The 25,443-nt window shown below is 64.0% G+C and carries 19 protein-coding genes and 1 pseudogene; 6 read left to right on the forward strand and 14 right to left on the reverse strand.

Annotated features, from left to right (window positions below; genetic code table 11):
* Positions 1-64 precede the first annotated feature (64 nt).
* A complete protein-coding gene (gene hpnN / locus AKN83_RS06795) occupies positions 65-2,680 on the reverse strand; it encodes a hopanoid transporter HpnN (protein WP_050406710.1) in 2,616 nt (871 codons plus the stop codon).
* Between the two features lie 451 nt (positions 2,681-3,131).
* On the opposite strand from hpnN, the gene ispH reads away from it, so the two are divergent.
* Entirely contained in the window at positions 3,132-4,058 is a 927-nt protein-coding gene (gene ispH, locus AKN83_RS06800; protein WP_050406711.1) for a 4-hydroxy-3-methylbut-2-enyl diphosphate reductase, read from the forward strand.
* A gap of 45 nt (positions 4,059-4,103) precedes the next feature.
* Positions 4,104-5,264, forward strand: coding sequence for an adenosyl-hopene transferase HpnH (gene hpnH / locus AKN83_RS06805; protein WP_050406712.1), 1,161 nt, complete (start codon positions 4,104-4,106; stop codon positions 5,262-5,264).
* A gap of 70 nt (positions 5,265-5,334) precedes the next feature.
* On the opposite strand, the gene AKN83_RS06810 is transcribed toward hpnH, so the two are convergent.
* The 9 genes and pseudogenes from AKN83_RS06810 to AKN83_RS06850 form a co-directional block, all read right to left on the reverse strand.
* Positions 5,335-6,234, reverse strand: a complete 900-nt coding sequence (locus tag AKN83_RS06810; protein ID WP_050406713.1) for a Rossmann-like and DUF2520 domain-containing protein — start codon at positions 6,232-6,234, stop codon at positions 5,335-5,337.
* Positions 6,231-6,880, reverse strand: a pseudogene (locus AKN83_RS42025) (class II aldolase/adducin family protein). The gene AKN83_RS06810 and the pseudogene AKN83_RS42025 overlap by 4 nt, the downstream one beginning before the upstream one ends.
* 57 nt (positions 6,881-6,937) lie before the next feature.
* Positions 6,938-7,582 carry a TetR/AcrR family transcriptional regulator gene (locus tag AKN83_RS06820; RefSeq protein ID WP_050406714.1) on the reverse strand — a complete coding sequence of 215 codons (645 nt, stop codon included), beginning with the start codon at positions 7,580-7,582 and terminating at the stop codon, positions 6,938-6,940.
* A 360-nt stretch (positions 7,583-7,942) separates the two neighbouring features.
* Positions 7,943-8,701, reverse strand: coding sequence for a phosphorylase (locus AKN83_RS06825; protein WP_050406715.1), 759 nt, complete (start codon positions 8,699-8,701; stop codon positions 7,943-7,945).
* Positions 8,698-10,659, reverse strand: coding sequence for a squalene--hopene cyclase (shc, locus tag AKN83_RS06830; protein ID WP_050406716.1), 1,962 nt, complete (start codon positions 10,657-10,659; stop codon positions 8,698-8,700). The genes AKN83_RS06825 and shc overlap by 4 nt, the downstream gene beginning before the upstream one ends.
* 65 nt (positions 10,660-10,724) lie before the next feature.
* Positions 10,725-11,975: a hydroxysqualene dehydroxylase HpnE gene (gene hpnE, locus AKN83_RS06835; protein ID WP_050406717.1), complete on the reverse strand. Its 1,251-nt coding sequence runs from the start codon at positions 11,973-11,975 to the stop codon at positions 10,725-10,727.
* Entirely contained in the window at positions 11,975-12,811 is an 837-nt protein-coding gene (hpnD, locus tag AKN83_RS06840) for a presqualene diphosphate synthase HpnD (protein ID WP_050406718.1), read from the reverse strand. Before hpnD ends, hpnE begins: the two co-directional genes overlap by 1 nt.
* The gene (gene hpnC, locus AKN83_RS06845; protein ID WP_050406719.1) at positions 12,808-13,686 is read right to left on the reverse strand and encodes a squalene synthase HpnC; all 879 of its coding nucleotides are present in this window, start codon (positions 13,684-13,686) and stop codon (positions 12,808-12,810) included. Before hpnC ends, hpnD begins: the two co-directional genes overlap by 4 nt.
* A 196-nt stretch (positions 13,687-13,882) precedes the next feature.
* Positions 13,883-14,119 carry a hypothetical protein gene (locus AKN83_RS06850; RefSeq protein WP_050406720.1) on the reverse strand — a complete coding sequence of 79 codons (237 nt, stop codon included), beginning with the start codon at positions 14,117-14,119 and terminating at the stop codon, positions 13,883-13,885.
* Positions 14,120-14,525: 406 nt separating this feature from the next.
* On the opposite strand from AKN83_RS06850, the gene AKN83_RS06855 reads away from it, so the two are divergent.
* Positions 14,526-15,029 (forward strand): hypothetical protein, encoded by a 504-nt coding sequence (locus tag AKN83_RS06855; RefSeq protein ID WP_050406721.1) that lies wholly within the window; start codon positions 14,526-14,528, stop codon positions 15,027-15,029.
* Positions 15,030-15,109: 80 nt separating this feature from the next.
* Here the strand turns inward: AKN83_RS06855 and AKN83_RS06860 are convergent, their stop codons facing one another.
* The 4 genes from AKN83_RS06860 to AKN83_RS06875 form a co-directional block, all read right to left on the reverse strand.
* Positions 15,110-17,494 carry an efflux RND transporter permease subunit gene (locus AKN83_RS06860; protein WP_050406722.1) on the reverse strand — a complete coding sequence of 795 codons (2,385 nt, stop codon included), beginning with the start codon at positions 17,492-17,494 and terminating at the stop codon, positions 15,110-15,112.
* A 298-nt stretch (positions 17,495-17,792) separates the two neighbouring features.
* Positions 17,793-18,581 carry an ethanolamine ammonia-lyase subunit EutC gene (gene eutC, locus AKN83_RS06865; RefSeq protein WP_050406723.1) on the reverse strand — a complete coding sequence of 263 codons (789 nt, stop codon included), beginning with the start codon at positions 18,579-18,581 and terminating at the stop codon, positions 17,793-17,795.
* 4 nt (positions 18,582-18,585) lie between these two features.
* On the reverse strand, positions 18,586-20,172 hold the full coding sequence (locus AKN83_RS06870) for a B12-binding domain-containing radical SAM protein (RefSeq protein ID WP_050406724.1): 1,587 nt from the start codon (positions 20,170-20,172) through the stop codon (positions 18,586-18,588).
* 129 nt (positions 20,173-20,301) lie between these two features.
* Positions 20,302-21,684: an ethanolamine ammonia-lyase subunit EutB gene (locus tag AKN83_RS06875; protein WP_050406725.1), complete on the reverse strand. Its 1,383-nt coding sequence runs from the start codon at positions 21,682-21,684 to the stop codon at positions 20,302-20,304.
* Between the two features lie 92 nt (positions 21,685-21,776).
* On the opposite strand from AKN83_RS06875, the gene AKN83_RS39485 reads away from it, so the two are divergent.
* The 3 genes from AKN83_RS39485 to AKN83_RS06885 all read left to right on the forward strand — a co-directional run bounded on the left by AKN83_RS39485 (position 21,777) and on the right by AKN83_RS06885 (position 25,412).
* Positions 21,777-21,947 carry a hypothetical protein gene (locus tag AKN83_RS39485; protein ID WP_157113234.1) on the forward strand — a complete coding sequence of 57 codons (171 nt, stop codon included), beginning with the start codon at positions 21,777-21,779 and terminating at the stop codon, positions 21,945-21,947.
* Between the two features lie 84 nt (positions 21,948-22,031).
* Positions 22,032-23,738 (forward strand): methyl-accepting chemotaxis protein, encoded by a 1,707-nt coding sequence (locus AKN83_RS06880; protein ID WP_157113235.1) that lies wholly within the window; start codon positions 22,032-22,034, stop codon positions 23,736-23,738.
* A gap of 171 nt (positions 23,739-23,909) precedes the next feature.
* The gene (locus AKN83_RS06885; RefSeq protein WP_050406727.1) at positions 23,910-25,412 is read left to right on the forward strand and encodes a sensor domain-containing diguanylate cyclase; all 1,503 of its coding nucleotides are present in this window, start codon (positions 23,910-23,912) and stop codon (positions 25,410-25,412) included.
* Positions 25,413-25,443 lie beyond the last annotated feature (31 nt).

Below are 25,443 nucleotides of genomic sequence, written 5' to 3' on the forward strand. Positions count from 1 at the left end.
GGCTGAATTTGCGGCTCGGCGGCACATTGCCGCCAAGCCGGATCAACGGTGGATCGCCTGCACGTCAGGTGACGTCGTTGGCGATATCCTCCTCCTTGAGGGCCTCGCGCGGCTTGCCCATCAGCGCCGGCTGGAACAGCAGCACTGCCGCAAGCGTCGTGACGAGCGAGAGCGCAAGCAGCTTGCCCATGCTCGCGGTGCCGGGATGACTGGACAGCCACAGGCTGCCGAACGCGGTCGCCGTGGTCAGCGCGCTGAAAAAGATCGCACGCGTCAGGCTCGACTGCAGCAGGTTTGTCCTGCCCTGCCGCCATGCCGTGACATAGTAGATCTTGAAGGCGACGCCGACGCCGAGCAGCAGCGGCAGGGCGACGATGTTGGCGAAGTTGAGCGGCAGTCCGATCAGCACGCAAATCTCCAGCGTGACGATGCCGGCGACCAGGAGCGGCACCAGCGTCATCAGCACGTCGACGATGCGGCGCAGCGTCAGCCACAGCAGCAGGCCGATCGTGACCAGCGCCAGGATGCCGGCGTGGATGAACGCATTCACGATGACATCGCCCGACTTCAGGATCGAGACCGGTCCACCGATCGCGGTCGGCTCGGCCGCGAGCACGGCGTCGGCAAAGCGGCGCAGATTGTCGTTGTCGTTCGGATCGCCCTTCGGCTCGACCTCGACGCGCATCAGGCCGTCCTTGGTCTTCCAGCTCGCGATCAATTCCGGCGGCAGGTTCTGCAGCGTGACGGTCTGGGCCTGCAGCGTGTTGCGGAGCTGATCGAACACGATCTTCATCGGCGCGACGAAGACGTCCTGCGCCTTGTCGCGGATGGCCTGGCTCGAATCGGCAAGCTTCTGCAGGGCGTCGGCGAGCCGGCGCGCGGCAACCGCACCCGGTCCCTTGCCGTCGCCCGCGGTCCTGCGCAGGCTGTCGACCGAGCTCTTCAGCGACTCGACGTTCTCCTGATCCGACGGCGCCGGATCGACCGAGTCGGGGTTGAGCGCCGGGCCGAGCGTCTTGGCCGCCTGCGCGATCAGCTTCAGCTTGGCCGGCTGATCATCAGGCACGAAGCTGTCGAGCGACATCACGCGCGATACTTCCGGCAGCTTCTCGAGCTTGGCCTCGATCTTCTTGGCGTCGTCTTCCGAGCGCGTCATCACGTTGATGGCGTTGGCGCCGGTGTTCGGATCCTTCCTCAGATCGAGGAAGGTCGCGATCGATTCCGCCTGCTTGTTGCGCAGATTGATCGGGTTGAAGTCGAACTTCATGTAGTGCAGCAGCGGCAGGCCTGCGACCGTGACCAGGATCGTGCCGACGATGATCGGGACGCGATGCTTCTCAAGGAAGTGATCGAGCGGCGCCAGGAAGGCGTAGCCGACCGGCTCCTTCTCTCCGGGCGGATTGAGCAGGTCGAGCAGCGCCGGCAGCACGGTGATGCTGGTGGTGAAGGCCACCAGCATGCCTGCGCCGGCGATCTTGCCGAGCTCGGAGATGCCCTTGTAGTCGGTCGGCAGGAAGCACAGGAAGCCGGCGGCGGTCGCCATCGCCGCGAGCGACAGCGGCACCGCCGAGCGGCGCGCGGCGTTCTCCAGCGCCAGCGTCAGATTGTCGTTCTTGTAACGCTCGGAGCGGTAGCGGACGCTGAACTGGATGCCGAAATCGACGCCAAGTCCGACGAACAGCACCGCGAAGGCGATTGAGAGCAGGTTCAGCGATCCGACCATCATCAGGCCAACCGCGGTAGTGAGGGCAAGACCGATGAACAGGTTGACGAACACGGCGAAGATGATCTTGCCGGAATGCAGCGCCAGCCAGAGGATGATCAGCACGATCACCACGGTGCCGATGCCGTTGGTGATCGCGCCGTCCTGGACGGTGGCGTATTCCTCGTTGGCGATCGGCACCGGTCCGGTCAGGCGAACCCGCGCGTGATACTCGGTCGGGAATTTCAGATCGGCGGCCGCCTGGCGGATTGCGTCGGTCGCGGCCTTGCCCGGCTCAAGTGCCGAATAGTCGATGATCGGCTTGATCTCGATGAAGGCGCGCTTGTCCGAATCGGTCAGCGGCTTGTCGCTGGTCAGCTCACGCCAGGAGAAGGTCGCATTGCCTTTGGCGAGGACGGTCTCGACCGTCTCCGAGATCAGGTTGAAGGGCGGAGCGGCATTGTCGAGCTTGACCTGTCCGCGCTTGACGCCGGCAAGGCCGGTCTCGAGCGCGCCGGTCAGCCCGCGAATCGAAGGGTCGCCGGCCATGATCTCGATCAGCGGCGCGGCCGATTCGAGCTGGGCCGTGACCTTCCCGACCTCTTCGGTCGGCAGGAACAGCAAGCCGTTCTTCTCGAAGAATTCGCCCGAGCCGAGCGCGGTGATCGCCTCGAAGTTCTTCTTGTCGGCCTGCAGCTTTGCGGTGAGCGCCTTCGCGGCCGAGCTGGTCAGCTCGGGCGTCGCCGCCTCGACGACGGCCAGGATCAGCCGCTCGCGATCAAAGGCTTCCTCGAACTGGTTGTCGCGCTTGCGCCAATCCAGATCCGGCGAGATCAGCTTGTTGATGTCGGTGTTGATCGAGAAGTTGCGGGCCGTATAGAAGCCGGCGCCGATCGACAGCAGCACCGAGAGAATGACAACCGGAAGGGCAAAGCGCGTACAGGTCCTAACAACGGAGACGACAATATTTGTCAGCACTTCGTTTCTTTCTAATCTCTGGGAGCATGGCCGAAAACGCCCGCTCTGTAGCGGAGTTCCGGGGACCGATCTAATGTTGTTTTGGTTATCTTCCTCGACGGGATGGCGAGGAGGTTCCAAAATAAAGGAACGGCCACGAGTGGCCGGTATAAACCGCAGGAGTGGGCGATAAAGTGACGAACAAGTGAGGAAGACGGGCCGTCGAAGGGCCCAAAATCCATACCATAATACCTTACACCTCTCGCCTCGCGGACCGCTCCCCCCTTCGAAGCGCTACCTTTTTGCCACAAATCCCTGTATTTCCATGCCCTTGAGGGCGCGGATCACGTGCAGGACCTGAGCTGGTGCGGACATTGCAACTGATGTTGCGGCGTCCGACCGAGCGGAGTGCGTTGCCGAAAAAGCCGCAGGCATGGAATGAGATTGGTGCAATTTGCGTAACGGACGTCCTATGGAAGTGTTTCTTGCCCAGCCGCGCGGCTTTTGCGCGGGCGTTGTGCGCGCGATCGAAATCGTCGAACGCGCGCTGCAGAAATATGGCCCGCCGGTCTATGTCCGCCACGAGATCGTTCACAACAAATACGTGGTCGAAAGCCTGAAGAAGAAGGGCGCGATCTTCGTCGAGGACCTGTCGGAAGTGCCGCCCAAGGCGGTCACCGTCTTCAGTGCCCACGGCGTCGCCAGGAGCGTCGAGGAGGAGGCGGAGGCCCGCGACCTGCCCGTGCTCAATGCCACCTGCCCGCTCGTCACCAAGGTCCACAACCAAGGCAAGCGCTACATCTCGAGAGGCCGCGCCCTGATCCTGATCGGGCATGCCGGCCATCCCGAGGTCGAAGGAACCATGGGCCAGGTTCCAGGACCGGTCCTGCTGGTCCAGAGCGTTCAGGATGTGGCGGAATTGCGGCTGCCGACCGACGCCCCGGTCGCCTATATCACCCAGACCACCCTGTCCGTGGACGACACCAGGGACATTATCGCGGCGCTCCAGGCAAAATTTACAGATATTCAAGGCCCGGACATCAGGGATATCTGCTATGCGACACAGAACCGCCAATCTGCGGTAAGGGACCTAGGTAAGCTGGTGGATGTCATTTTGGTGGTGGGGGCCGCCAATAGTTCCAACTCGAACAGGCTTCGTGAGATCGGCACCGAGGTTGGTGTCGCGAGTTATCTCATTGCCGATGGGAGCGAGCTCAACCCGGATTGGCTGAAGGATGCGAAGGCTGTCGGCATTACGGCGGGTGCATCGGCACCTGAGGTTTTGGTCGACGATGTCATCGAGGCCCTGCGGCGCATCGGACCGGTGTCGGTCTCGGTGGTTCCGGGCCGCGAAGAGAATATTGAATTCCGGCTGCCGGCCGAACTGACTACGGGCTGATCTGAACCCACTTCCCTTTGATAAGTGCAGAAAGAAAATCGTCTAATGGCTATACCGTTCTTCAAGGAAATGCGTATCGGCGGTTATCTGATCAAGCAGAAGCTGCTTGGCCGCAAACGCTATCCGCTCGTGCTGATGCTGGAACCCCTGTTCCGTTGCAACCTCGCCTGCGTCGGCTGCGGCAAGATCGACTATCCCGATGCGATCCTCAACCGCCGCATGACCGCCCAGGAATGCTGGGACGCAGCCGATGAATGCGGCGCGCCGATGGTGGCGATCCCCGGCGGCGAGCCGCTGATCCACAAGGAAATCGGCGAGATCGTGCGCGGTCTCGTGGCGCGCAAGAAGTTCGTCTCGCTGTGCACCAATGCGCTGCTGCTCGAGAAGAAGCTCGATCTGTTCGAGCCGTCGCCCTATCTGTTCTTCTCGGTGCATCTCGACGGCCTGAAGGACCATCACGACAAGGCGGTGTCGCAGAAGGGCGTGTTCGATCGCGCCGTCTCCGCGATCAAGGCGGCGAAGGCGCGCGGCTTCACGGTCAACGTCAACGCCACGATCTTCGACGGCCATCCGGCCGAGGAGATTGCCAAATTCCTCGACTTCACCACCGAGCTCGGCGTCGGCGTCTCGATGTCGCCCGGTTACGCCTATGAGCGTGCGCCTGACCAGGAGCACTTCCTCAACCGCACCAAGACCAAGAAGCTGTTCCGCGACGTCTTTGCGCTCGGCAAGGGCAAGAAGTGGAACTTCATGCATTCCGGCCTGTTCCTCGACTTCCTGGCCGGCAACCAGGAATACGAGTGCACGCCCTGGGGCATGCCGGCACGCAACATCTTCGGCTGGCAGAAGCCCTGCTATCTGCTCGGTGAAGGCTACGCCAAGACCTTCAAGGAGCTGATGGACACCACCGATTGGGACAGCTACGGCACCGGCAAGTACGAGAAGTGCGCCGACTGTATGGCCCATTGCGGTTACGAGCCGACCGCGGCCACCGCTGCGATCAACAATCCGCTGAAGGCGATGTGGGTCGCACTGCGCGGCATCAAGACCACGGGTCCGATGGCGCCGGAGATCGACATGTCGAAGCAGCGTCCGGCGCAGTACATCTTCGCCGAGCAGGTCCAGAAGAAGCTCTCGGAGATCCGCCGCGATGAGGCGGCCGCCGCCGCTGCCAAGCAGCAAGCGAAGGCTTCTACCGCCGCCTGATGCTCGATGTGAGCGGAGAGCAAGAAGTTGAAGGGCCTCGGTTCAGCGAACCGGGGCCTTTTTTCTTGGATCAGGATGCCGCCTGGTCTTGCCGGGTTCGGAGCAGCAGCTGCTCGATCTCCGCGGCGCGCGGAGCGCTCAGTGTGCCACGCTCGATTCCGAGCGGGACATTGCGCAGCGCCAGTTCGCGATAGAGCGCGCCCGAGGAAGGGAAGCGTTCGTCCAGGGCCGTGAGGTGCTTGACGATCGTTCCAACGTCGCCGCGCGCCACGCAGCCACCCATGCCGTGGGCGAGGCCACCGTCGAGCACGGCCGCGACCGTGCCTCGCAGCAGCGGCATCATGGCGCGCAGCGCGTCAGCCTCGCTGGCACCAAAACTCTTCCAGAGCTCGACGCCTTCCTTGAGCAGCGCGATCAGGAACGGGCCGACATAGTAGGCCGAGGCATGATAGAGCGCCCGCACGCCGGCCGGCAGCGCCAGCGGCTCGCAGCCGATACCGGCAGCCAGCCGCTCAAGGTCGTGCCGGAAGTCGCCTTCAGCCTCGATGCCGACCGTGCATCCGCGCAGGCCCTCCAGCGCGACGTCGGGATTGGCAAACATCTGCATTGGATGAAATCCGCCGGTTGCGGCGCCCGCGGATCGCGCGTGGTCGAGCGCCGCCAGTTCCGTCGCGCCGCTGCAATGGACCACGCGGTGACGCGGCTCCCAGCGCAGACCGCGGCAGACCGGCAGGATCGCGTCGTCGCTTACCGTGAGGAAGACCATGTCGCAGCTGTCCACGACCTGTTGCGCGTCGCTCATCGGCCGCGCCGACGGGATGCGGGATCCGAGGTGCTGCGCGGCATCGGGACCGCGGTTGTAGAAGGCCGCGACGTTCAGATCCGCGCGGGCGAACGCCGGCGCCAGCGTCTGCGCCACGCGGCCTGCGCCGATGAAGCCGATCCGCAGCGGGTCCTGCGACGTGCTCATTGTGCGTAGCCCGCGTCGATGCGGTCGAGCCCGCGCCGCATCGCCGGCCATTCCAGCAGCCCGTAGCCGGCCTGCAGATTCTGCGCCACCTCATTCAGCACCGGATTGGTGTCGCGCTCATTGTCCAGCGTGATCTCGGTGCTGGCAAAGCAGGTCACCGTGTTGCCGATCGCCAGCTCGCTCGGCGCGTGCAGCGGCCGACCGCAGCCGAGCGCATCGACCTGGATCCGGCAGGCCTGCTCCAGCCAGTAGATCGCGTTGAACGCCTGTGGAATCGTGCTGCCGTAGACCAGCAGGCCATGATCACGCAGGATCGCACGTTGTTGCGGCCGAGGTCGGCGACGACACGATCGCATGCGTCGCGATCGATCGCCGGCCCTTCGAAATCGTGATAGCCGATCCGTCCGTGAAACCGCATCGCCGTCTGCGACAGCGGCAGCAGCGCTTCGGCAAGGGAGCTGACCGCGGGCCCCGCCCTGGTGTGAGTATGCAGCACGCACTTCACATCGGACCGCGCACGGTGGATCGGAGCGTGCAGATAGAAGCCGGCTACGTTGACATTGTAGCCGTGGTCGGGCTGCAGCAAGGTCCGCCCCTCGATGTCTGTCTTGACGAGGCTCGACGCCGTGATCTCCTCGTACAGCATGCCGTACGGACGTACTGGCTTTCACTTCCGCGGCGGCAACCGGCCGGACACGCGCATTCATGCGGAAACTCTCGAGACAGGGGTCAATTCAGGCGGGGGATGGCGAAACAGCATGCGCGCGGAGAGCCCCGCGATCGATTGTGCGATCGCCTTCGCCGCGTCGGAGTCCGGGGCTGCCTCGGGCGCCAGCGGACCAACCAGCGCCTCCATGAAGGCGCCGGCCACGCAGGATGCCGCGACATTCGCATCGATATCGACGAACTCGCCGTCGGCGATGCCGCGCCGGACCAGCGTTGCGATCTGATCGGCCAAGGCCGCCCGGTATTTCAGCCGCGCCGCGTCGATCTCGGGTTCACAGGGTTCGGCGATCAGCGCGTAGGCCAGACGGCGGCCGCGCATCGCCCGGACTGCGAAGGTGTAGATCGCGTCCACCAGACATTGGGACGCGGATCCCTCGGCTTCGACGATCGCGGCGACAACGGCCACCTCGCGCTCGGAAACCAGGGCGAGCACCTGCGCGTACAGGTCCGCCTTCGAGTCGAAGTAGCGATACACGCTGCCGGTGGCTACGCCGGCCCGTGAGGCGATCAGGGCGATCTGGGCGTCCTTCCACCCGCTCTCCGCCACGGCGTCCCTGGCGGCATCCAGAATGCGGGCCTTGGTCTCGACCAGCTGATTGAGGCGAACCGCAGCGATTGCCATCGTGAACCTTAATTCATGAATAAAGGATTAGAGTTCATGCTCAATTGAATTGCTCGATATGTCAAGCCTCTAGGGGGCGGCCGGAGGTCGCAGGACAGGGCGCACCGCTACCGGACGCTGCGGCCGGGCGCGCGGAACCAATGATCGTTTGGAGACTTGTAGCGCGACGCGCTGGCAGGAACGGGCTTCGAGCGTCACCCGCCCGCAACCCGGCAGATCGCTCGCTGAATGCGCGAAACCCGGACCGGATCGATCAGGCACCAAAGCAAGAGGCCCGATCGCGATGCGATCGGGCCTCTATGTTTGAGCTTGATTGTTTTGAGTTTGGCCAGGCGAGCGTCCCGGTCCGGGACAGTTGGATCAGGCCGCCTTGGCCGTAATCAGAACGTCTTCCGCCGGCATCAGCACCTCGTTGCCGAGCAGGAAGCCGCGGCAGCTGCGCAGCGAGCGCAGCGCGCGATTGAAATCTATACCGGTCGACACCAGCGCCCGCAGCGTCCGCGGATTGCGCACGATGCCGCGCAGCACCTTGCGCAGATCGATGTCGCCGTTCGGCTTCACCGCGGATTTCGCGAGCTCGGGCAGCGCCCGGTGCGCGGGATCGCTGATCACGCGCAGCGCAGCGAACGGAATGCCCGCCTTGGCGGCATAGGCGGCCGCAATATGGCTTTCCATGTCGACTGCGGCAGCCCCCGTCATCGAGCGCAGCGCGGCCTTGCAGGCCTTCGCCGCGATCACCTCCTCGACGCCGGCAAGCCCGCCGCGGACGATCCTGCGGCGCTTCAACGCGGCGCTGGCGATCATCTCTTCGTTCAGAGCGGATGCGGCCAGGAAACGGGTATCGCCGGACATCACCTCGGTCGCGACAACGACGTCGCCCGACTTCAGCGACGGATCGAGCCCGCCGGCTACGCCGAACGAAATCACGCCACGGAAGGTGGTCGGATCCAGCGTCGCTAGCAATTCACGCAGCTGCTGCGGATCGCTCGAGCTGCAAATCACGATCATGCCGGGACCCGCTGCGATGCGGGCTTCCTGCACCAATCCAGTCACAATCAATACCGGCCGAGGATCAATTCTACTGCCCACGGTCTCGGCGGCCCCCGCCTCAACAATCACATCCCGACCCCTACCACCCTGCTATTGGTGCTTCTCAAATTCCGATACCGCGCCAGCGCCCAGAGCGGAAAGAACTTCGAGTAGCCATGATATCGCAAGTAAAATACCCGCGGAAACCCCGTAGCTGTGTATCGCTGCTCGTCCCACAGCCCTTTTTCCGTCTGTGTTGCCTTTAGGTACTCCACCCCCCGCACAACGGCGGGATTTTCGACCTCCCCGGCCGCCATCAATCCAAGCAAAGCCCATGCCGTTTGCGAGGAAGTCGACGGCGCAACCTCATAGCCCTTGTAATCCAGCCGGTAGCTGACGGCGTCCTCGCCCCAGCCACCATCCTGATTCTGGACTGACACCAGCCAATCGACCGCTTTCCGAATCATCGGGTCGTTGCGATCGATCCCTGCGACATTTAGCGCTGAGAGCACCGACCAGGTGCCGTAGAGGTAATTCAGGCCCCAGCGGCCGTACCAGGACCCTTCGGGGAGCTGGGTGCGACGCAGGTAGGCAATACCGTCGGCCATCGCCTTGCTGCTCTCGGCGGTCTCGCCGAGTTGGCCCAGCATCGAGATGCAGCGCGCCGTGACATCCTCGGTCGGCGGATCGAGCAAAGCGCCGTGATCGGAGAACGGGATGTTGTTGAGGTAATATTCGAGGTTGTTGGCGTCGAACGCGGCCCAGCCGCCGTCGCGGCTCTGCAGCCCCTCGATCCACTCGCGGCCGCGCGCGATCGCCTCGTCATATTCCCTGGTTCCGGTGTGCCGCCGCGCGCGGTCCATCGCCATCACGACCACGGCGGTGTCGTCGAGATCGGGATAGTGGTCGTTGTTGTACTGGAACGCCCAGCCACCGGGACGGACGCCCGGCGCCTTGACCGCCCAGTCGCCCTTCAGCTCCAGCACCTGGCGCGGCTTCAGCCAGTCGAGGCCCTGCTTGGCCTTGGCCAGCGTGTCCTCGCCGCCCGCTTCCTGCAGCGCATGACAGGTCAGCGCGGTGTCCCACACCGGCGAGACGCAGGGCTGGCAATAGGCCTCGTGCTCGCCGACCACCAGCAGCTTGTCGATGCCGCGGCGGGTGATGGCGCGCGGCGGGAAATTCCCGTCCTTGCCGAGCGCCTCATACATCATGACGATGTTGGCCATCGGCGGATAGATCGCGCCCATGCCGTCTTCGCCGTTCAACCGCTCTTCGGTGAAGGCGAGCGCGGCGTCGATCGCGCGCTGGCGCAGGCGCTTCGGAAACATCGGCTCGATCACGCGCAGCACGGCGTCGAGCGAGCGGAACAGATAGAACCAGCCCGCGCTCTGATGCGGCGCCTTCGGCGCCATGCGGACAGATTTCGGATCCTCCAGGAACAACTCGTCGATGCCGACGCCCTTCGGATTCCTGGCGCGCGGCTTCAGCGCGGCGAGCACCATCAGCGGCACCATGGTGGTGCGCGCCCAGTAGGAGATCTTGTTGATATGGAACGGCGACCACATCGGCAGCAGCATGATCTCGACCGGCAGCACCGGCGTCGCGCGCCAGGTCACGACGCCAAAAAGCGCGAGCAGGAAGCGCGTGAACACGTTGCTGCCCGAGGCCCCGCCGCGCGAGCGGATCGCCTCGCGCGCCCGCACCATGTGCGGCGCGTCGACGGAATCGCCGATCATCTTCAACGCGAAATACGACTTCACGCTGGCGCTCATGTCGAACGGGCCGTCATGCACCAGCGGCCAGCCGCCATGCGCGCCCTGGACGCGGCGCAGATAGTTGCCGAGCTTGGCCTCGAGCGCGGCATCGACGGGCTCGGCCAGGTAGTGACGCAGCAGGATGTACTCGGCCGGAATGGTGCTGTCGGCTTCGAGCTCGAACACCCAGTGCCCGTCGGACTGGCGATAGCCGAGCAACGCTTCGGTTGCCTTGGAGATGCTTTTCTCCAGCGCGACCGGGTCGACTGCAACGCCGTGATCTCTCGAAAGCATTTCGCTCGATATCCTCTTCATCGCGGGCCGGCTGATCGAAAGCCATTCTCGCTCAACAGGTCGAATTAACGCCTGGTCAGAACCAGATCTGCGGCACGATCACCCGACCGCACCGACCCCTCGATGGTTGCCGGCAACCCGGTAGCAGTCCAGTCGCCGGCAAGGAACAGGTTTTTTTGCGCCGTCGCGGGCCCGGGACGCAGGGCGTTCTGTTCCGGCGTCGCCTCAAATGTGGCGCGGCGCTCGCGCACGATCTGCCACGGCGGCAGGTCGCCGGAGACGCCGGATGCCTTGCAGATATCCCGCCAGATCGCCTGCGCAAGCTCCTCGCGCGGCATGTCGACCAGGCGGTCGCCGTTGCTGATCGTCACCGACAGCCGCTGCGGGAACGCGAACAGCCACTCCACGAGGCCGCCCACCACGCCGAGAATGGGCGCGGCGTCGCGCGGCGGATCTACGCGGAAATGCGCGTTGACGATGGCGCGGAATTTGGTCGGGGTTTTCAGGCCGGGCAGCAGGGTTGCCGCGGCGCGCGGCGGCACCGCGAGCACGACGGCATCGTCGGTCGCCAGCGTGATCTTGTCGCCACCGCCGAAGTCGAGCTCACTGATGCGATCACCGGACGTGCCAAGCGTACGCAATTCGTGACCGAACTGGACGCTGTGGCCCCGCTCCTCCAAGAGCTTCACGGCCGGCTCGATCAGCACCGAGCTGAGGCCGTCGCGTGCGATCAGCGGACGGCAGGCCTGCCCGCCGGCAAGCAGCGTCTCGCGCACGATGGCGCCGGCAAGTCCGGCCGAGCCCTCCGGCGGATCGACGTTCAGTGCGGCGAGCAGCAGTGGCTGCACCAGGCGGTCATACAGCGTGCCCTTGCAGGGAATAGTGTTGCCGACGAGCGCCTCGGTGCCGGCCCAGGCCAGCGGCGCCAATGCGAGATAATCGCGCAAGGTCGTGTCGGGGACGCGGCGCGCCTCGTCGAACACCCACAGCGGCAGGCGGGAATCGCCGAGGTCGAGCTGCCAGCGCCGGCCGGAGGCAAGATCGACGAACGGAAACTGCGCGCGCGCAGGTCCTACCAGGCCGGCCTCGGTGCCGATCGAACGCGCGTAGCTCAAAGCATGGCGGTTGCCCGACAGCAGCAGGTGGTTGCCATTGTCGATGGTGAGATTGGTGGCGGCGTCGAAATAGGAACGGCAGCGGCCACCGGCCTGCTGCGTCGCTTCGTGGACGGCAACCTTGTAGCCGCCATTGGCGAGCCGCACGGCCGCCGAGAGGCCGGAAATGCCGGCACCGATGATATGAACGGTGTTTTGCATCAGATAATCGCGTAACGAAGAAGAATGCCGATCTTGGCGGCCTTGGACACACGCACCGGCTCACGCGGAGCGGCGAAGCCGCGCGCGATGAGGAGATCGAGGATCGCGCGGTAGTATTTCGACATGATCCGCGGCGCGCGCACGGCACGGCGCGAATTGCGCTTCATGATCTCGTCGGACTTCTGGAAGTGCATCTTGGCGCGCTCGGCAAGCGGCGCGCACACTTTCGGCAGCGCGCGGTCGGCAGTGACGCGGGCCGGATCGTTGTTGGTGATGCCGGCGTGCCAGAGCCATTCGCGCGGCAGATAGAGCCGGCCGAGACCGGCATCCTCGTCGATGTCGCGCAGGATATTGGTGAGCTGCAGCGCGCGACCGAGATGGTAGGCGAGCTGGATGCCGTCTTCCTCGGGCAGGCCGAACACGCGCACCGACAGCCGGCCAACCGCGCTCGCGACGCGATCGCAATACAGATCGAGCGTCGCAAGATCGGGCGCCCGGATGTCTTGCGGGACGTCCATCTCCATGCCATCGACGATCGCGACGAAATCCTCGCGCTTCAGGCCGAAGGCCTTCACCGACGCGACATAGTCCTTCAGCCGCGCCGGCGGATGCCCCGCATACAGCGCGTCGATATCCTCGCGCCATTGCTGCAAGGCGGCCAGGCGCTCCGGCCGCGGACCGTCGGAATCGGCGATGTCGTCGACCTGCCGGCAGAAGCTGTAGATCTGGAACATCGCCTCGCGCTGCGCGCGCGGCAGGATGCGCATCGCGGCATAGAACGAACTGCCCGACGCGGTGCTTCCATAGTTTGCGTTGGCCGCCGCCTCGGCACTCATGCGCCCGCCGCCGTCTTGGAGACCGCACGCCGTCCGGTCGCACGCTGCGCGGCCTCGCCGGCGACGCCGCCGAGACTCTGCAGCAGCAGTTCAACCTTGCTTAAATGCACGCGCTCGCTGAGCGGATCGCGCACCTTCAGCATGTTGACGATCTTGTCGGCGAACGCCTGGATCACTGATATCTCGAGCCCGAGCCGGAAATCTTTCACTTCGGCGGCGAGCGGCTTGCTCTGGTCAAGCAACGCTTCGGTGCGCACCGCGAGCGCCTGCAGGCATTTGAGCAGGGCCGGCTGCGATTTGGCCTCGCCGAGCATCTCGACGGTCGCCCCCGCGGCGGCCAGCGCGTCGCGCGGCAGATAGACGCGGTTCAGGTTGCGGTAGTCCTTGCCGCAGTCCTGCAGATGATTGTTGATCTGCAAACCGGCGCAGAGCGCGTCCGACGCCGCCCAAGTCGAGATATCCTCGCCATGCACGTCGAGCATGAAGCGGCCGACCGGCATCGCCGAGTAGCGGCAATAGTCGATCACGTCGTCCCAGTTTTCGTAGCGCAGCTTGGTGACGTCGAGGCGGAACGCCACCAGCACGTCGAGCGCATGCCGCGGCGGCATGCCGCGCTCGGCAAAGGCGCGGCGCAGGCTGACCGCTTCCTTCTGGCTGTCGCCATTGCCGAGCAGTTCGGCCTCCATGAGGTCGAGATAACGCAGCTTGTCGGCAGGCTGCAGCGTGGCGTGATCGGCGATATCGTCGGCGGTGCGGACGAAATTGTAGAAGGCCAGGATGAGAGCACGATGCCGCGGATGAATGATCCACGACGCGACCGGAAAATTCTCGTCGCGGTGGGTCTTTCCGGATCGCAGGTCGCTCGCGGTGGTCATGGGAAATGTGGGCTACACTGGTCATGGCACGACGCAGGCGCGAACGGACGGGCGCATGCGGGGGATTTGCGAGCCCCATATAGGGGAATACGCCACCAAAACCAATGCTATCTGTGACCGCCAGCATATGCGACCGCGGCCGGCATGGCTGCCAGCCGCGGTGTCGATAGCGGTCCCTTGAGACCTGGATTCGGTCTTATTGGCCGTGGGTCTTCAGCACCTGTTCGCAGGCGGCGCTGATCTTGCTTCGGTTCTGCTGCAGGCAGGCGAGGATAGTGAAATCGCCCTGATCGATCACAGCGCGGCAGTGACGCTGCACGTCGCGCGTGCAGGCCTTCTGCTCATCGGGCGTACCGCGCCCTTGCTGCTGGGCGAAGGCGCCGGACGAGAACGGGATCGACAACAGGGCAACAGCCAGGAGAAATTTACGCATCGTATTCCTTCATTTCCGACAGCAGAAAATCTGTTCCCGAAACGCGTTTCGGCAGGGCCGGGGACGGATTTTGGGATTACAGACGCCACGTAACGCGGCAACGGATTAACGACAAGCACTGCTAAATGCGGCTAAATTTGCGGCGCTGTAAACCCCCGCCTAAGACATTGATTTACAATGCTGATTCATGCCATCACTTTTGTCGCGTTCGGGTATTGCGGATCGCACTCGCGCAAAGCTAGATGCCAACATGAGGCCAGCGGCTTCTGATTCTGTTCGTTGACAACCGGGCTAGCGCGGGCCGCTTCCGTTGTTTGAACCTAACATTCTTGGGTGACACTAAACCTTCGATGCGGCGAGACGCTTTCTTGCGAAAGAGGCGTTGATTTTGATGGGAAAATTCACAATGAAGCTGTTTGGTTCCAGCCTTTATGGTCAGGCCCTCAGGGCTGTGGGCGTCGGCGCCGCACTGTTGCTGTCTGCCTCCGCAGTCCATGCCCAGGCCGGCGGCCCGTTCGCCGGCTTTGCCGGCTCGTGGACCGGTACGGGCACGGTGGCGTTGTCCAACGGCACGACCGAACGGATTCGTTGCAAGGCCGATTACAAGGTCGCGCCATCGGGCATGAACCTGAAGCAATCGCTGCATTGCGCCAGCGACAGCTACAAATTCGACCTGTCAAGCGACGTCACCAGCCAGGGCGACCGGATTTCCGGCAACTGGAGCGAGGCGAGCCGCAACATCTTCGGCAATTTGCAGGGCACCGCGGGTGGCGGCCGGATCGACGTGTTCGTCGAAGCCTCCGGCTTTGCCGCAAACCTGAACCTGCAAACCAACGGCTCCAAGCAAGTGGTGCAGATCGACTCCAAGGGTGAGATTCGCGGCGTCACCATCACGATGACGAAGACCTGACGCCCTCCGCGCGATCTCATTAGCCCAAAAAAAGGGCCCGGTTCCGATCACTCGGAACCGGGCCTTTTGCTTTCGGTCGATCAGGCCTTCTCGATGGGCGCCGGTTGCCCGCCCTTGCCGCGGAGCCTTTGCGACAGGTTGATCAGGAACATCGATGTCGGCCGCAGGATGAAGAGGTCAGCGACCAGGGCCGCGACCATCGAGAACGCGCTGAGCCAGCCGAACAGCCGCAGCGACGGCAGGTCGGAGAACACGGTGACGACGAGGCCGCAAGCCAGCACTACCGTGGTCAGGATCAGCGCCGGACCGACCAGGACCGTGGCGCGCTCCACCGCGAGCTCCGGCGTGACGCCGGGCTTGGTCTCGAGCCGCAGGCGATTGAGGAAGTGGATGGTCGCGCTCAGCCCCAGGCCGAACGACACGGTCAATGCGACGACGCTGGCGAATTGCAGCCCCTCCCCGAGCAGCCACAGCACGGTGCCCGACAGCACCACTGGGAAGATGCCGGGCAGGATGCAGGAGAACATCACCACGACCGAGCGGAACGCCAGCCCGATGAAGATCGCGACCAGCAAGAATTCGATGGTGAGGCCGTGGTTGAGCTTCTCGATCATGTTGGCGCTGTTGCGCGCGGCAATCACCGACAGGCCGGTGACGGCGATCTCATAGCCGGGATGCTCCGCGCGCACCTTGTCCAGCGCGTGATCGAGCTTGTTCACCACCGGAAGCAACTGGCTCGAATCCACATCCGGGACGCGGCCCGACACCACGACCGCATCCTGATTCTTGTCGATGAAGCGGCGCACCAAATGTTCGGGGATCAGATCGACATATTCCTTGAGCGTCGCGACGTCGTTGCTGCCGGCCTTCTCGGCGAGCCAGCGCCGCAGGGTCTCCAGCGACCAGACGTTGCCGACACCTGCGCTGTCCTCGACCATCGCATGAACGTCGGCGATCGTCTTCAGCGTCTCCGGCGAGTAGAGCGACTGGCCCTTGGGGAATTCGATCAGCACATCGACCGGATTGGCGCCGGTGAGCTTGGCGTCGAGCCGGCTCGAGGCCTCGACCGCCTGCCGCTTGTCCGGCACCTGGTCGGCCAGCCGATAGCGCGGCTCGAGATTGGCGTAGATGATGCCGAGGCCGCCGACCACCATCAGCGCGAGCAGGCTGAACAGCCCGGGACGGCCGACCATGCGCACCGCGATCCAATAGCAGAAATTGCGCAGCGCCTGCACGCCGGCATCGGCGCTCTGGAACTTGACCGCGAAGACCTTCTCGTTGCGCACCAGCAGGATGCCGAACACCGGCACCAGCGACAGCACCGCGACCAGCGCGATGATGGTCGCCGCAAGCCCGGCCTCGCCGAACTTGCGGATCAGGTCGGAATCCGAGAACTGCAGCGCGATAAAGGAAATGCCCGCCGTGCCGTGCGTCAGCACGCAGGCCGGGCCGACCACCAGCACCGCGTTCTTGAACGCGGTGAACTTGTCCTGGCCCGCGATCAGCCGGTCGCGCGCCGCGAATGTCAGCTGCATCGAATCGGAGAAGCTGATCACCATGATGAGCGGCGTCATCACGTTGAGGAACATGTTGAGATTGAAATTGGCCCAGCCGAGGCCGCCGAGCGCGAGCAGGATCGCGATCATCGGCGGGAACGCCGCCGCCACCATGAAGGATATCTTGCGGAAGAAGATGATGGCGATGACGCAGCCGGCGAGGATGCCGAGAATGTTGTAGGTCAGGCCGTCGCGCTCGACCGCATTGCGGATCTCGAGTTGCATGACCGGCACGCCGGACAGCTGGGCATTGAGCCCGCTGCCGCCGAGATCGTCGGCCATGATCTTCCTGATGTCGGCGACCACCTTGCCGAGCTTGTTGCTGCCGACCACCTCGGGTTCGAGCGACAGCACGACCAGCGCAAGCGTGCCGTCCTCCGACAGCAGCTTGCCGCGGATGATCTCGTTGCTTTTGACGGTCTCGACGAACTTGTCGTAGGCCGCGCCCTCGGGCAGCTCGTTCGGGAACAACGCCGCCGGCAGCTTGCCTCGCTCCGGCGCCTGGCGTGCGGAGAACAGCGACACCAGGCCGCGCACGCCGTCGACGAGTTGCAGATCCGTGACCATGTCACGCAGCTTGCCGAGATTGTCGCGCTCAAGCAGCGTCTTGCCTTCGACCACCACGAGCACGTCGAACTCGGTCGCCGGGAAGCGCTTGGTCACCGCCTCATATTGCTTGTAGTCCTTGGATTCGGAACGGAACAGCTGCGACAGCGAATCGTCGATCTTGATCCGGTGCACACCGAACACCGCGCCGATCAGCAACAGGACGAGGACGACGCAGGACAGGATCGGCGCCCGCATCGGGATCAGGCCGAGACGCTCGATCCCGAACGCGATGCTGGGGCCCGACCGCGGCTCTTCGACCTTCTCGACGTGGACCTGACTTTCGGAATTCTTTTCGAGCATGCCCTGTCCAGTTCTGAAAACGGCTCAATCTGTCTAGCTTGGGTCTAACGCGCGATGCGATCGGATTGAATCGTCATCGCGCTTTAGTTCCTTGTTTGCGCACGATCTTTTCGGAAAACCGCTTCGCACTTTTCCGGATCATGCTTTAGGGGCGCGAATGAGGCGGGTGAGCGCAACTGATCGGCGCTAGTCCTTGAAAACACGCGAATATTGACCGGCGCCGGTTTTACCTGTCCACCCCTTGGCTCGCAAGCGCGCGGGTACAACCAAATGCGCGGGGAACCGCCGATCCCCACGATTAAGTATCTGATTTGTCACACCCTGGTAGCGCATTCTGTGACGATCCGCTTTCATCCTTCAACGCGACCCCGGTGATCTGGCGTGCCAGGCCTTCGCGCACAAGCCAGGAAATCCTGGACGCGGCTTCCAGATAGCTCAGCCCGGCGCGGTGGATGTTGGAGATGCAGTTGCGGTCGGCATCGGTCAGGCCGATCCGCGGCGCGAAGGTGAGATAGGCGCCAAGGCTGTCGGGCGCCGACAAGCCCGGCCGTTCGCCGATCAGCATCACGAGCATGCGCGCGCCGATGATAGTGCCGATCTCGTCGCCGAGCGCGACCCGCGCGCCTGACGCTATTACCACCGCACCGGTGTCGATGGTGTCGGCCGCAAGCCGCGGCGCGAGGTGCCGGATCAATTCGACGGCATGCACATTGACGGCCGTCGGCGACAGGCCGTCCCCGATCACAATCGCGCAGGAACATGCGGTAATGCCGAGTTCTTCCAGCGACCGTCGCGATGCGGAATCCAGCATGCGTCCGAGATCCGGCCGCCGTAGATAGTCGCGCCGGCCGGGCGCCTGGCTCGACACCTGATACGGCGTGGTGCCGAGGCCGGCAAGACCGGCCGTAATGCCGCTGACGTCGAAGGCCGCATGAACGGCGTCGCGGGCGCGGGCGTGGTCGAGCGTGAACGAGAGCAGCGCATCGGTCGGCAGGCTGGCTCCGGATCGGCCGAGACCGACACGCGCCGGCGTCAGGTTGCGCAAATCGGGAAGCGATGGGGACGATGGCGCCGGCGGTGTCGTCATGCTGTCATTCGGCGGGGACGGAAGCCTCGCGCAGCCGGATCGAGTAGTTCGAGGCATTCTGCCGACCGCTGGAGGCTGCGCGCGCAAACGTGATCAGATGATGCGCAACCAGCGTCGCCGAGATCAGCCCCTCGATGTCGCCGCGCTTGAGCCGGCCGAGCGCAAACTTCCAGAACACGCGCCTATAGTCGCCGAGCACGCCGACCTTCCAGAAGATGTTGCGCAGCATGATCAGGCCGCGCCGGATGTTGGCCCAGCTCTTCATCTCAGGGCTGACCGGCACCTTGATGCGGTTGGCATAGGTGTAGTTGCATTGATACAAGTACCGCTCGAACAGCTTCTCGGGCTGGTAGGCGATCTCCATGCATTTGCGCCAGGAACTGACCACGTCCTCATAAGGCAGCAGGAACTCGACATTGGAATCGCGGCCGTCGTCATGGACCAGCCGGCCCGCCTTTTCGAGCCGGTCCCACAGCGGCGTCTTCGGCAACGCCTGCAGCAGGTTGATGGTGAGGAGTGGAATCCGGGACTCCTCGACGAAGGAGATCAGCGCGTCGCCGGTCTGGGGCTTGTCGGTATCGAGCCCCATGATGATGCCGGAGACCACCTCCATGCCGAACGAATTGATGGTGCGGATGCCCTCCAGGATCGGAACCATCATGTTCTGATCCTTGTGCATCGCCTTCAGCGCGTCGGGATCGGGCGTCTCGATGCCGACGAAGATCGTCACGAAGAAGGCCTCGCGCATCTTCTCAAGGATCTCGGGCCGCTTGGCGATGTTGAGCGTCGCCTCGCAGGCGAGCCGCGTGACATAGCCGGTCCGTTTCTGCCACTCGATCAGATGCGGCAGCAGCTCGGCTGCCGCCTTGCGGTTGCCGATGAAATTGTCGTCGACGAAATAGACGGTGTCGGTCGCGCCGCAGGCGCGCAGCTTGTCGAGCTCGGCGATGATCTGCTGCGGCGATTTCAGCCGCGGATTGCGGCCGTAGAGCCCGGGGATGTCGCAGAACTCACACTGATAGGGGCAGCCCGACGAGAACTGGATGCTGCCGAGGAAGTACTTCTTGGTTTCGGCGAGTTCATAGGCCGGCAGCGGGAAATCCGTCATCGGCAGGCGGTCGATGGTCTTCAGCACCACCTGCTCGTCGGGGCGACTGGTGTCCTGCTCCAGACGTTTGATCAGCTCATTGGTCGCATCGCCGAGCTCGCCGACATGAAGGTAGTCGAATGCGGGATAGTAGTCCGGACAGGCGCTGACCGACGGGCCGCCGATCGCGACCACCAGGCCATGATCATGCGCGCGATGGCAGATGTCATTCATCTGCTGGCGCTGGATGTGCATACCGCTGACGAACACGGCGTCCGCCCACTCGAAATCCTCCGTCTTTGCCGGACGCAGATTCTCGTCGACGAAACGGACCGGCCAATTCTCGGGGAGGTATGCGGCGATCAGCAGCAGGCCCTGCGGCGGCATGAACGCCTTGACGCCGTCGGTCAGGGGATAGGAGTGCTCGAAGGTCCCAAAGGACGACGTATAGCGCGGAAAGACGCAGAGAATACGCCGTGCTGTCTTTATGCCCTCAGCTCTCATCAAAACGACCCCGAAACACCTGCAAATCTAACCATGGCGTCGAACGCTGGGCCAGAAATTCTTCAACATTGTGGCACTCCCTAACGTCACAACGGCGAGATAGTTGCTTTGCAGAAATTCGCTATCCCGTCAGGTCAAGAGCCTGGCGGCGAGGTCGGGCAGCCGCCCCGCATCGGCAACGAGGCGGAAGTCCTGCCCGGCAAGGCCGACGCGCGCGAGCCAGTCGTCGAATTCGGGCGCCCGCCTCACACCGAACAGGTCGCGGATGTAGAGCGCATCGTGAAACGATGTCGACTGATAGTTCAGCATCACGTCATCGGCGCCCGGCACGCCCATGATGAAGTTCACGCCGGCGGCCGCTAGCAGCGTCAGGAGATTGTCCATGTCGTCCTGGTCGGCCTCAGCGTGGTTGGTGTAGCAGACGTCGATCCCGAGCGGCAGGCCGAGCAGCTTGCCGCAGAAATGATCCTCAAGCCCGGCGCGGATGATTTCCTTGCCGTCATAGAGGTATTCCGGACCGATGAAGCCAACCACGCTGTTGACGAGCAGCGGATCGAACGCGCGCGCCACCGCATAGGCCCGCGCCTCGCAGGTCTGCTGGTCGACCTGGTGATGGGCGTTGGCCGACAGTGCCGAGCCCTGCCCGGTCTCGAAATACATCACATTGTCGCCGACCGTGCCGCGGCGGAGCGACAGCCCGGCTTCCCGTGCCTCTCGCAGCAGCGACAGGTCGACGCCGAAGCTGCGATTCGCCGCCTCGGTGCCTGCGATCGACTGGAACACGAGATCGACCGGCAGCCCCTGCCCGATCAGGCCGAGCGTGGTCGTGACATGGGTCAGCACGCAGCTCTGTGTCGGAATTTCGAGCCGCGTGATGACATCGTCCAGCAGCCGCAGCAGGGTGCCAATGATGTTCGGATCGTCGCTCGCCGGATTGATGCCGATGCAGGCATCGCCGGATCCGAGCAGCAGGCCGTCGAGGATCGAGGCGGTGATGCCTTTGGCATCGTCGAACGGATGGTTCGGCTGCAATCGCGTGCTCATTCGCCCGTGCAAGCCGATGGTGTTGCGGAAGCGGGTCGTCACCTCGCATTTCTTCGCGACCAGGATCAGATCCTGGTTGCGCATCAGCTTCGACACCGCCGCCACCATCTCCGGCGTGATGCCGCGCGAGATCCTGTTGATCGCAACACCGGTGGCGGCATCCGACAGCAGCCAGTCGCGGAAGCCGCCGACGGTGAGCGACGACACCGGCAAGAAGCCGGCAACGTCGTGGCTGTCGAGGATCAGGCGGGTGACTTCGTCGTCCTCATAGGGGATGACAGGCTCATCGAGGAATTGCTTGAGCGGAACGTTGGCGAGCGCGAGCCGCGCGGCGATCATTTCCGCTGCGCTGTCGGCCGCGATGCCGGCCAGGCGATCGCCGGACCGCGGCGGCGAAGCCTTGGCAAGCAGGATGCGCAGATCGTCGAATGCATAATTGGTGGCGTCGATGGTGTGACGATAAAGCATGGGAATTCGCGTCGAGGCTGGGGACAGCGTAGCCTAGCACCTCTTTGCGAAAGTCGTGCCATCAGCTTCGCTCCGTGCGCCGGAGGATGTTGATGAATGATGATGATGGCGGTCCGTCATTCAACACGACGGCAATTCGCCGCGACCCGGCCACTTGGGAGCATCTCATAAGACGTTGGTATTATTTAGAGATTTTAACGGCTGCGGCGGCGGCGAACGCACGCGTTAAGAAATTGTCCATGAAGATTTTGCATAAACTTTAATTGGCCGAAGGTGCTCCCCGGCCTCTTGGAGTGCCCGCAATGCCCACCCCCGTCACATCCCCCATCCCCACATCGCGGCCTCCCATGGCATCCCGATTCTCGCTTGCTGCAAGGCTGTACTCGACGTTTGCGCTGATTGCGGCGCTGACCGCGGCCATCACCGTCCTGTCCGACTACAACGCGCGGCGCAACGCCGAGCTGACCGCGGCCGTCGATCTCGCCAGCCGCGCCGCGCTCAATGTGGAGCGGGTCAACTCGCTGGTCTACGCGGTGGTGATGGAATCCCGCGGCATCTACATGTCGACCGAACCCGCGGCGGTGAAGAAATACGGCGACGGGCTGCTGGCGTTCAACGACCGCATCCTCGCTGTGGTGAGGAATTGGGAAACCCTGGTGCAGGCCGACGACGCCGCGGAGTTCGCGGTGTTCAAGAAGCGCATCGAGCAGTTCATCGAGTTCCGCAAGGAGCTGGTCCGCCGCGGCATCGAAATCGGCGCCGCCGCCGGGCGTGAGTGGGGCGACAACGACGCCAACCGCGACGTGCGCACCGCGCTGAACAAGGACCTCGAGGCGCTGTCCAAGGTCTACGCCGAGCGCAGCAAGAGACTGGCGCAGCAAACCGACACCAATCGTGAGCTGGCGCTGCTGCTGACCGGGCTCGGTGCGGCAGCCCTGATCGTGGTAGTGCTGGGCGTCTTGATCATCGCCCGCTCGGTGGCGCGGCCGCTGTCGCAGATCACCACCACCATCAGGCATGTCGCCGATGGCGCCGATCATGTCGACGTACCGCATGTCGGGCGCAGCGATGAAATCGGCGCACTGGCGCGCGCCATCAAGGTCTTCCAGGAGGCGATGGACCGTAACCGCAGCCTGAACGCGCAAGTTCTGCAGGACGCCGAGGCCCGCGACGCCCGCGGTCGGCATATCGAGCGCTTCGTCGAGACTTTCCGCGGCACCATCGGCGAGGTGCTCCGCGCGGTGCACGACAACGCAACGACGATGCGTCAAACCGCGCAGACCATCGCGACCGTCGCGGCGGACGCCAACGGTCGCGCGGTTGCTGCGGCAGGCGCGACCGAGCAGGCCTCGAGCAACGTCTCTGCGGTGGCGGGTGCTGCCGAGGAGCTCTCCGCCTCCGTCGAGGAGATCGGCCGCCAGGTCAAGCAGTCCTCCGGCGCGGTCGATCAGGCAGGTGCGCGCACCGACCGGTCTATCACCGAGATCGAGAGCCTTGCCGCCACCACCCAGCGCATCGACGGCGTGCTGAGCCTGATCCAGGCGATCGCCGAGCAGACCAATTTGCTCGCGCTCAACGCCACGATCGAAGCCGCCCGTGCCGGCGATGCCGGCCGCGGCTTCGCGGTCGTTGCGCACGAGGTCAAGGCGCTGGCCGGGCAGACCGCGAAGGCAACCGCCGAGATCAGCGAGAATGTCGGCCTGATCCAGGCCTCGACCCGCAACTCGGTGGCCGCCGTGCGCGAGATCGGCCAGGCGGTGCGCGAGATCAGCAACGTCACCGCCAACATCGCCAGCGCGATCGGCCAGCAGGATGCAGCCACGCGCGAAATCTCCGCCAACGCGCAGATGGCCGCCCAGGGCAACGAAACCCTGGTGACCAATGTCGGCTCGCTCCGCGACGACATGGACCAGACCAGCAAGGCGGCGGAATCGGTACTCGCAGCATCGAACGATCTGACCGCAACAGCGGAGACGCTGTCGCGCGAGGTCGAGCAGTTCTTCCGCAATTTGCGCAGCGACGCCGCCGAGGACCTGCGACGGACCGGAACCTGAACGGATCAGTCGATCTGTCCGGGGCCAACGATGGAAGCCGACCAATCCGGAATGGTTAAGACTCTGCCAAAGCACGCACGCAAATTGCCCGCGCTTGAGGTCGCCTTTCTCAATTTGATGCCCCTATAGAAAGTGACAGAGCGCGGGGGCGCGGGGAAGCGGAAGCAAGTGATGAACGGGCTGTTGCCAACGCCGAAGGCGGTGCCGACCAAACGGCTGCTCGCGCTCGGGATCGGTCTCATCTTGTGCTTTTCGGCGATCTGCGCGTCCATTCTCTGGGAAATGGCCGGCAAGGACTATCAGCATGCGAAGGAAGGCGCGACCAACCTCGTCGCCTCCATCGCCAGCGAGATCGACCGCAACATCGAGCTCTACGACCTGTCGCTACAGGCCGTCGCCGACGGCGTCAAGCTGCCGGAGCTCCGCAAGATCAGCCCGGAGCTTCGTCAGGTCGTGCTGTTCGATCGTGCCGCCACCGCCAAGGATCTCGGCTCGATCCTCGTGCTGAATACCGCGGGAGACGTCACGCTGGATTCCCGGACATTGACGCCGCGGACCGCAAATTTCGCCGATCGGGACTTCTTCCGGGTGCATCAGGCGCGAGCCGACCGCGGACTGTTCATCAGCGCTCCCTGGGTTACTTCGGACGGCGAATATCTGATCAGCCTGAGCCGCCGCATCAGCAATGACGACGGCTCCTTTGCCGGCGTCGTCGCGGGCAGCATGCGGCTCAGCTATTTCCACAATCTGTTTCGCAAGCTGAGCTTCGGCATCGGCGACAGCATGGCGCTGTTCAACACCGATGGCATCATGCTGATGCGGGCACCGTTCGACATCGACAAGATCGGGCAAAGCATCAGAGACTCACAGGTCTTCAAGCAATTCCCGGCCCGGCAATCCGGCTCCTACACGACGAAATCGCTCGTCGACCAGGTCAGCCGGCTCTATGTCTTTCAGGCCGTCGGACACCATCCCCTGCTGATCGCCGAAGGCCTCGCGCTCGACGGCATCTATGCCGACTGGTGGCAACAGCTCTGGCTGATCGGAAGCGTGGTGGCGGCGCTCTGCGGCTTCTCGATCGTCCTGATGTTCTATCTGCTGGCCGCTCTCAAACGGCGGGCCGCCGCGGAAGACCGGCTCGCGCACCTCGCGAGCACCGACGCGCTGACTGGCCTTGCCAATCGCCGCCGGCTCGACGATACGCTTGACGTCGAATGGCGGCGTGGCATGCGTGCAAAATCGCCGGTATCGCTTCTGATGATCGACGTCGATCATTTCAAGACCTTCAATGATACGTACGGCCACCAGGCCGGCGACGCGGTGCTCGCTACGGTGGGACGATGCATCGCAACCAGCACCAAGCGCGCAACCGATCTCGGTGCGCGCTACGGCGGCGAGGAGTTTTCGGTGCTCCTGCCCGGCATCGGCAAGGCAGGCGCATTGGAGGTTGCCGAGCAGATCCGCGCGAAGCTGACGGCTGCGCGCGAATCCGAGCATGAGTTGCCGACCGTCAGCATCGGGTTGTCTTGCCTCGTCCCTGATCACGAGCGCACATCGCGCGATCTGCTCAAGGCCGCGGACCTCGCGCTCTATCAAGCAAAGCATGAAGGCCGCGACCGCGTCATCGTCAGCCCGATCGGGTGGGACAAATCGGGCAAGCGCCACGTCGCCTGATCGAGATCGCGGCGGCACGGTCGGACGCGCG

The organism is Bradyrhizobium embrapense (assembly GCF_001189235.2).
In the GTDB taxonomy this organism is placed as follows: Bacteria; Pseudomonadota; Alphaproteobacteria; order Rhizobiales; family Xanthobacteraceae; genus Bradyrhizobium; species Bradyrhizobium embrapense.

Excerpts from the sequence above, each read along its gene's own strand:
- AKN83_RS06850 (WP_050406720.1), bottom strand. The coding sequence starts at position 14,119 with ATGCGTAAATTTCTCCTGGCTGTTGCCCTGTTGTCGATCCCGTTCTCG.
- AKN83_RS06855 (WP_050406721.1), top strand. The coding sequence starts at position 14,526 with ATGAAGCTGTTTGGTTCCAGCCTTTATGGTCAGGCCCTCAGGGCTGTG.
- AKN83_RS39485 (WP_157113234.1), top strand. The coding sequence starts at position 21,777 with ATGAATGATGATGATGGCGGTCCGTCATTCAACACGACGGCAATTCGC.
- AKN83_RS06870 (WP_050406724.1), bottom strand. The coding sequence starts at position 20,172 with ATGAGAGCTGAGGGCATAAAGACAGCACGGCGTATTCTCTGCGTCTTT.
- AKN83_RS06885 (WP_050406727.1), top strand. The coding sequence starts at position 23,910 with ATGAACGGGCTGTTGCCAACGCCGAAGGCGGTGCCGACCAAACGGCTG.
- eutC (WP_050406723.1), bottom strand. The coding sequence starts at position 18,581 with ATGACGACACCGCCGGCGCCATCGTCCCCATCGCTTCCCGATTTGCGC.
- AKN83_RS06820 (WP_050406714.1), bottom strand. The coding sequence starts at position 7,582 with ATGGCAATCGCTGCGGTTCGCCTCAATCAGCTGGTCGAGACCAAGGCC.
- hpnC (WP_050406719.1), bottom strand. The coding sequence starts at position 13,686 with ATGACCACCGCGAGCGACCTGCGATCCGGAAAGACCCACCGCGACGAG.
- AKN83_RS06860 (WP_050406722.1), bottom strand. The coding sequence starts at position 17,494 with ATGCTCGAAAAGAATTCCGAAAGTCAGGTCCACGTCGAGAAGGTCGAA.
- hpnE (WP_050406717.1), bottom strand. The coding sequence starts at position 11,975 with ATGCAAAACACCGTTCATATCATCGGTGCCGGCATTTCCGGCCTCTCG.
- ispH (WP_050406711.1), top strand. The coding sequence starts at position 3,132 with ATGGAAGTGTTTCTTGCCCAGCCGCGCGGCTTTTGCGCGGGCGTTGTG.
- hpnD (WP_050406718.1), bottom strand. The coding sequence starts at position 12,811 with ATGAGTGCCGAGGCGGCGGCCAACGCAAACTATGGAAGCACCGCGTCG.
- AKN83_RS06810 (WP_050406713.1), bottom strand. The coding sequence starts at position 6,234 with ATGAGCACGTCGCAGGACCCGCTGCGGATCGGCTTCATCGGCGCAGGC.
- shc (WP_050406716.1), bottom strand. The coding sequence starts at position 10,659 with ATGCTTTCGAGAGATCACGGCGTTGCAGTCGACCCGGTCGCGCTGGAG.
- hpnH (WP_050406712.1), top strand. The coding sequence starts at position 4,104 with ATGGCTATACCGTTCTTCAAGGAAATGCGTATCGGCGGTTATCTGATC.
- AKN83_RS06875 (WP_050406725.1), bottom strand. The coding sequence starts at position 21,684 with ATGCTTTATCGTCACACCATCGACGCCACCAATTATGCATTCGACGAT.
- AKN83_RS06880 (WP_157113235.1), top strand. The coding sequence starts at position 22,032 with ATGGCATCCCGATTCTCGCTTGCTGCAAGGCTGTACTCGACGTTTGCG.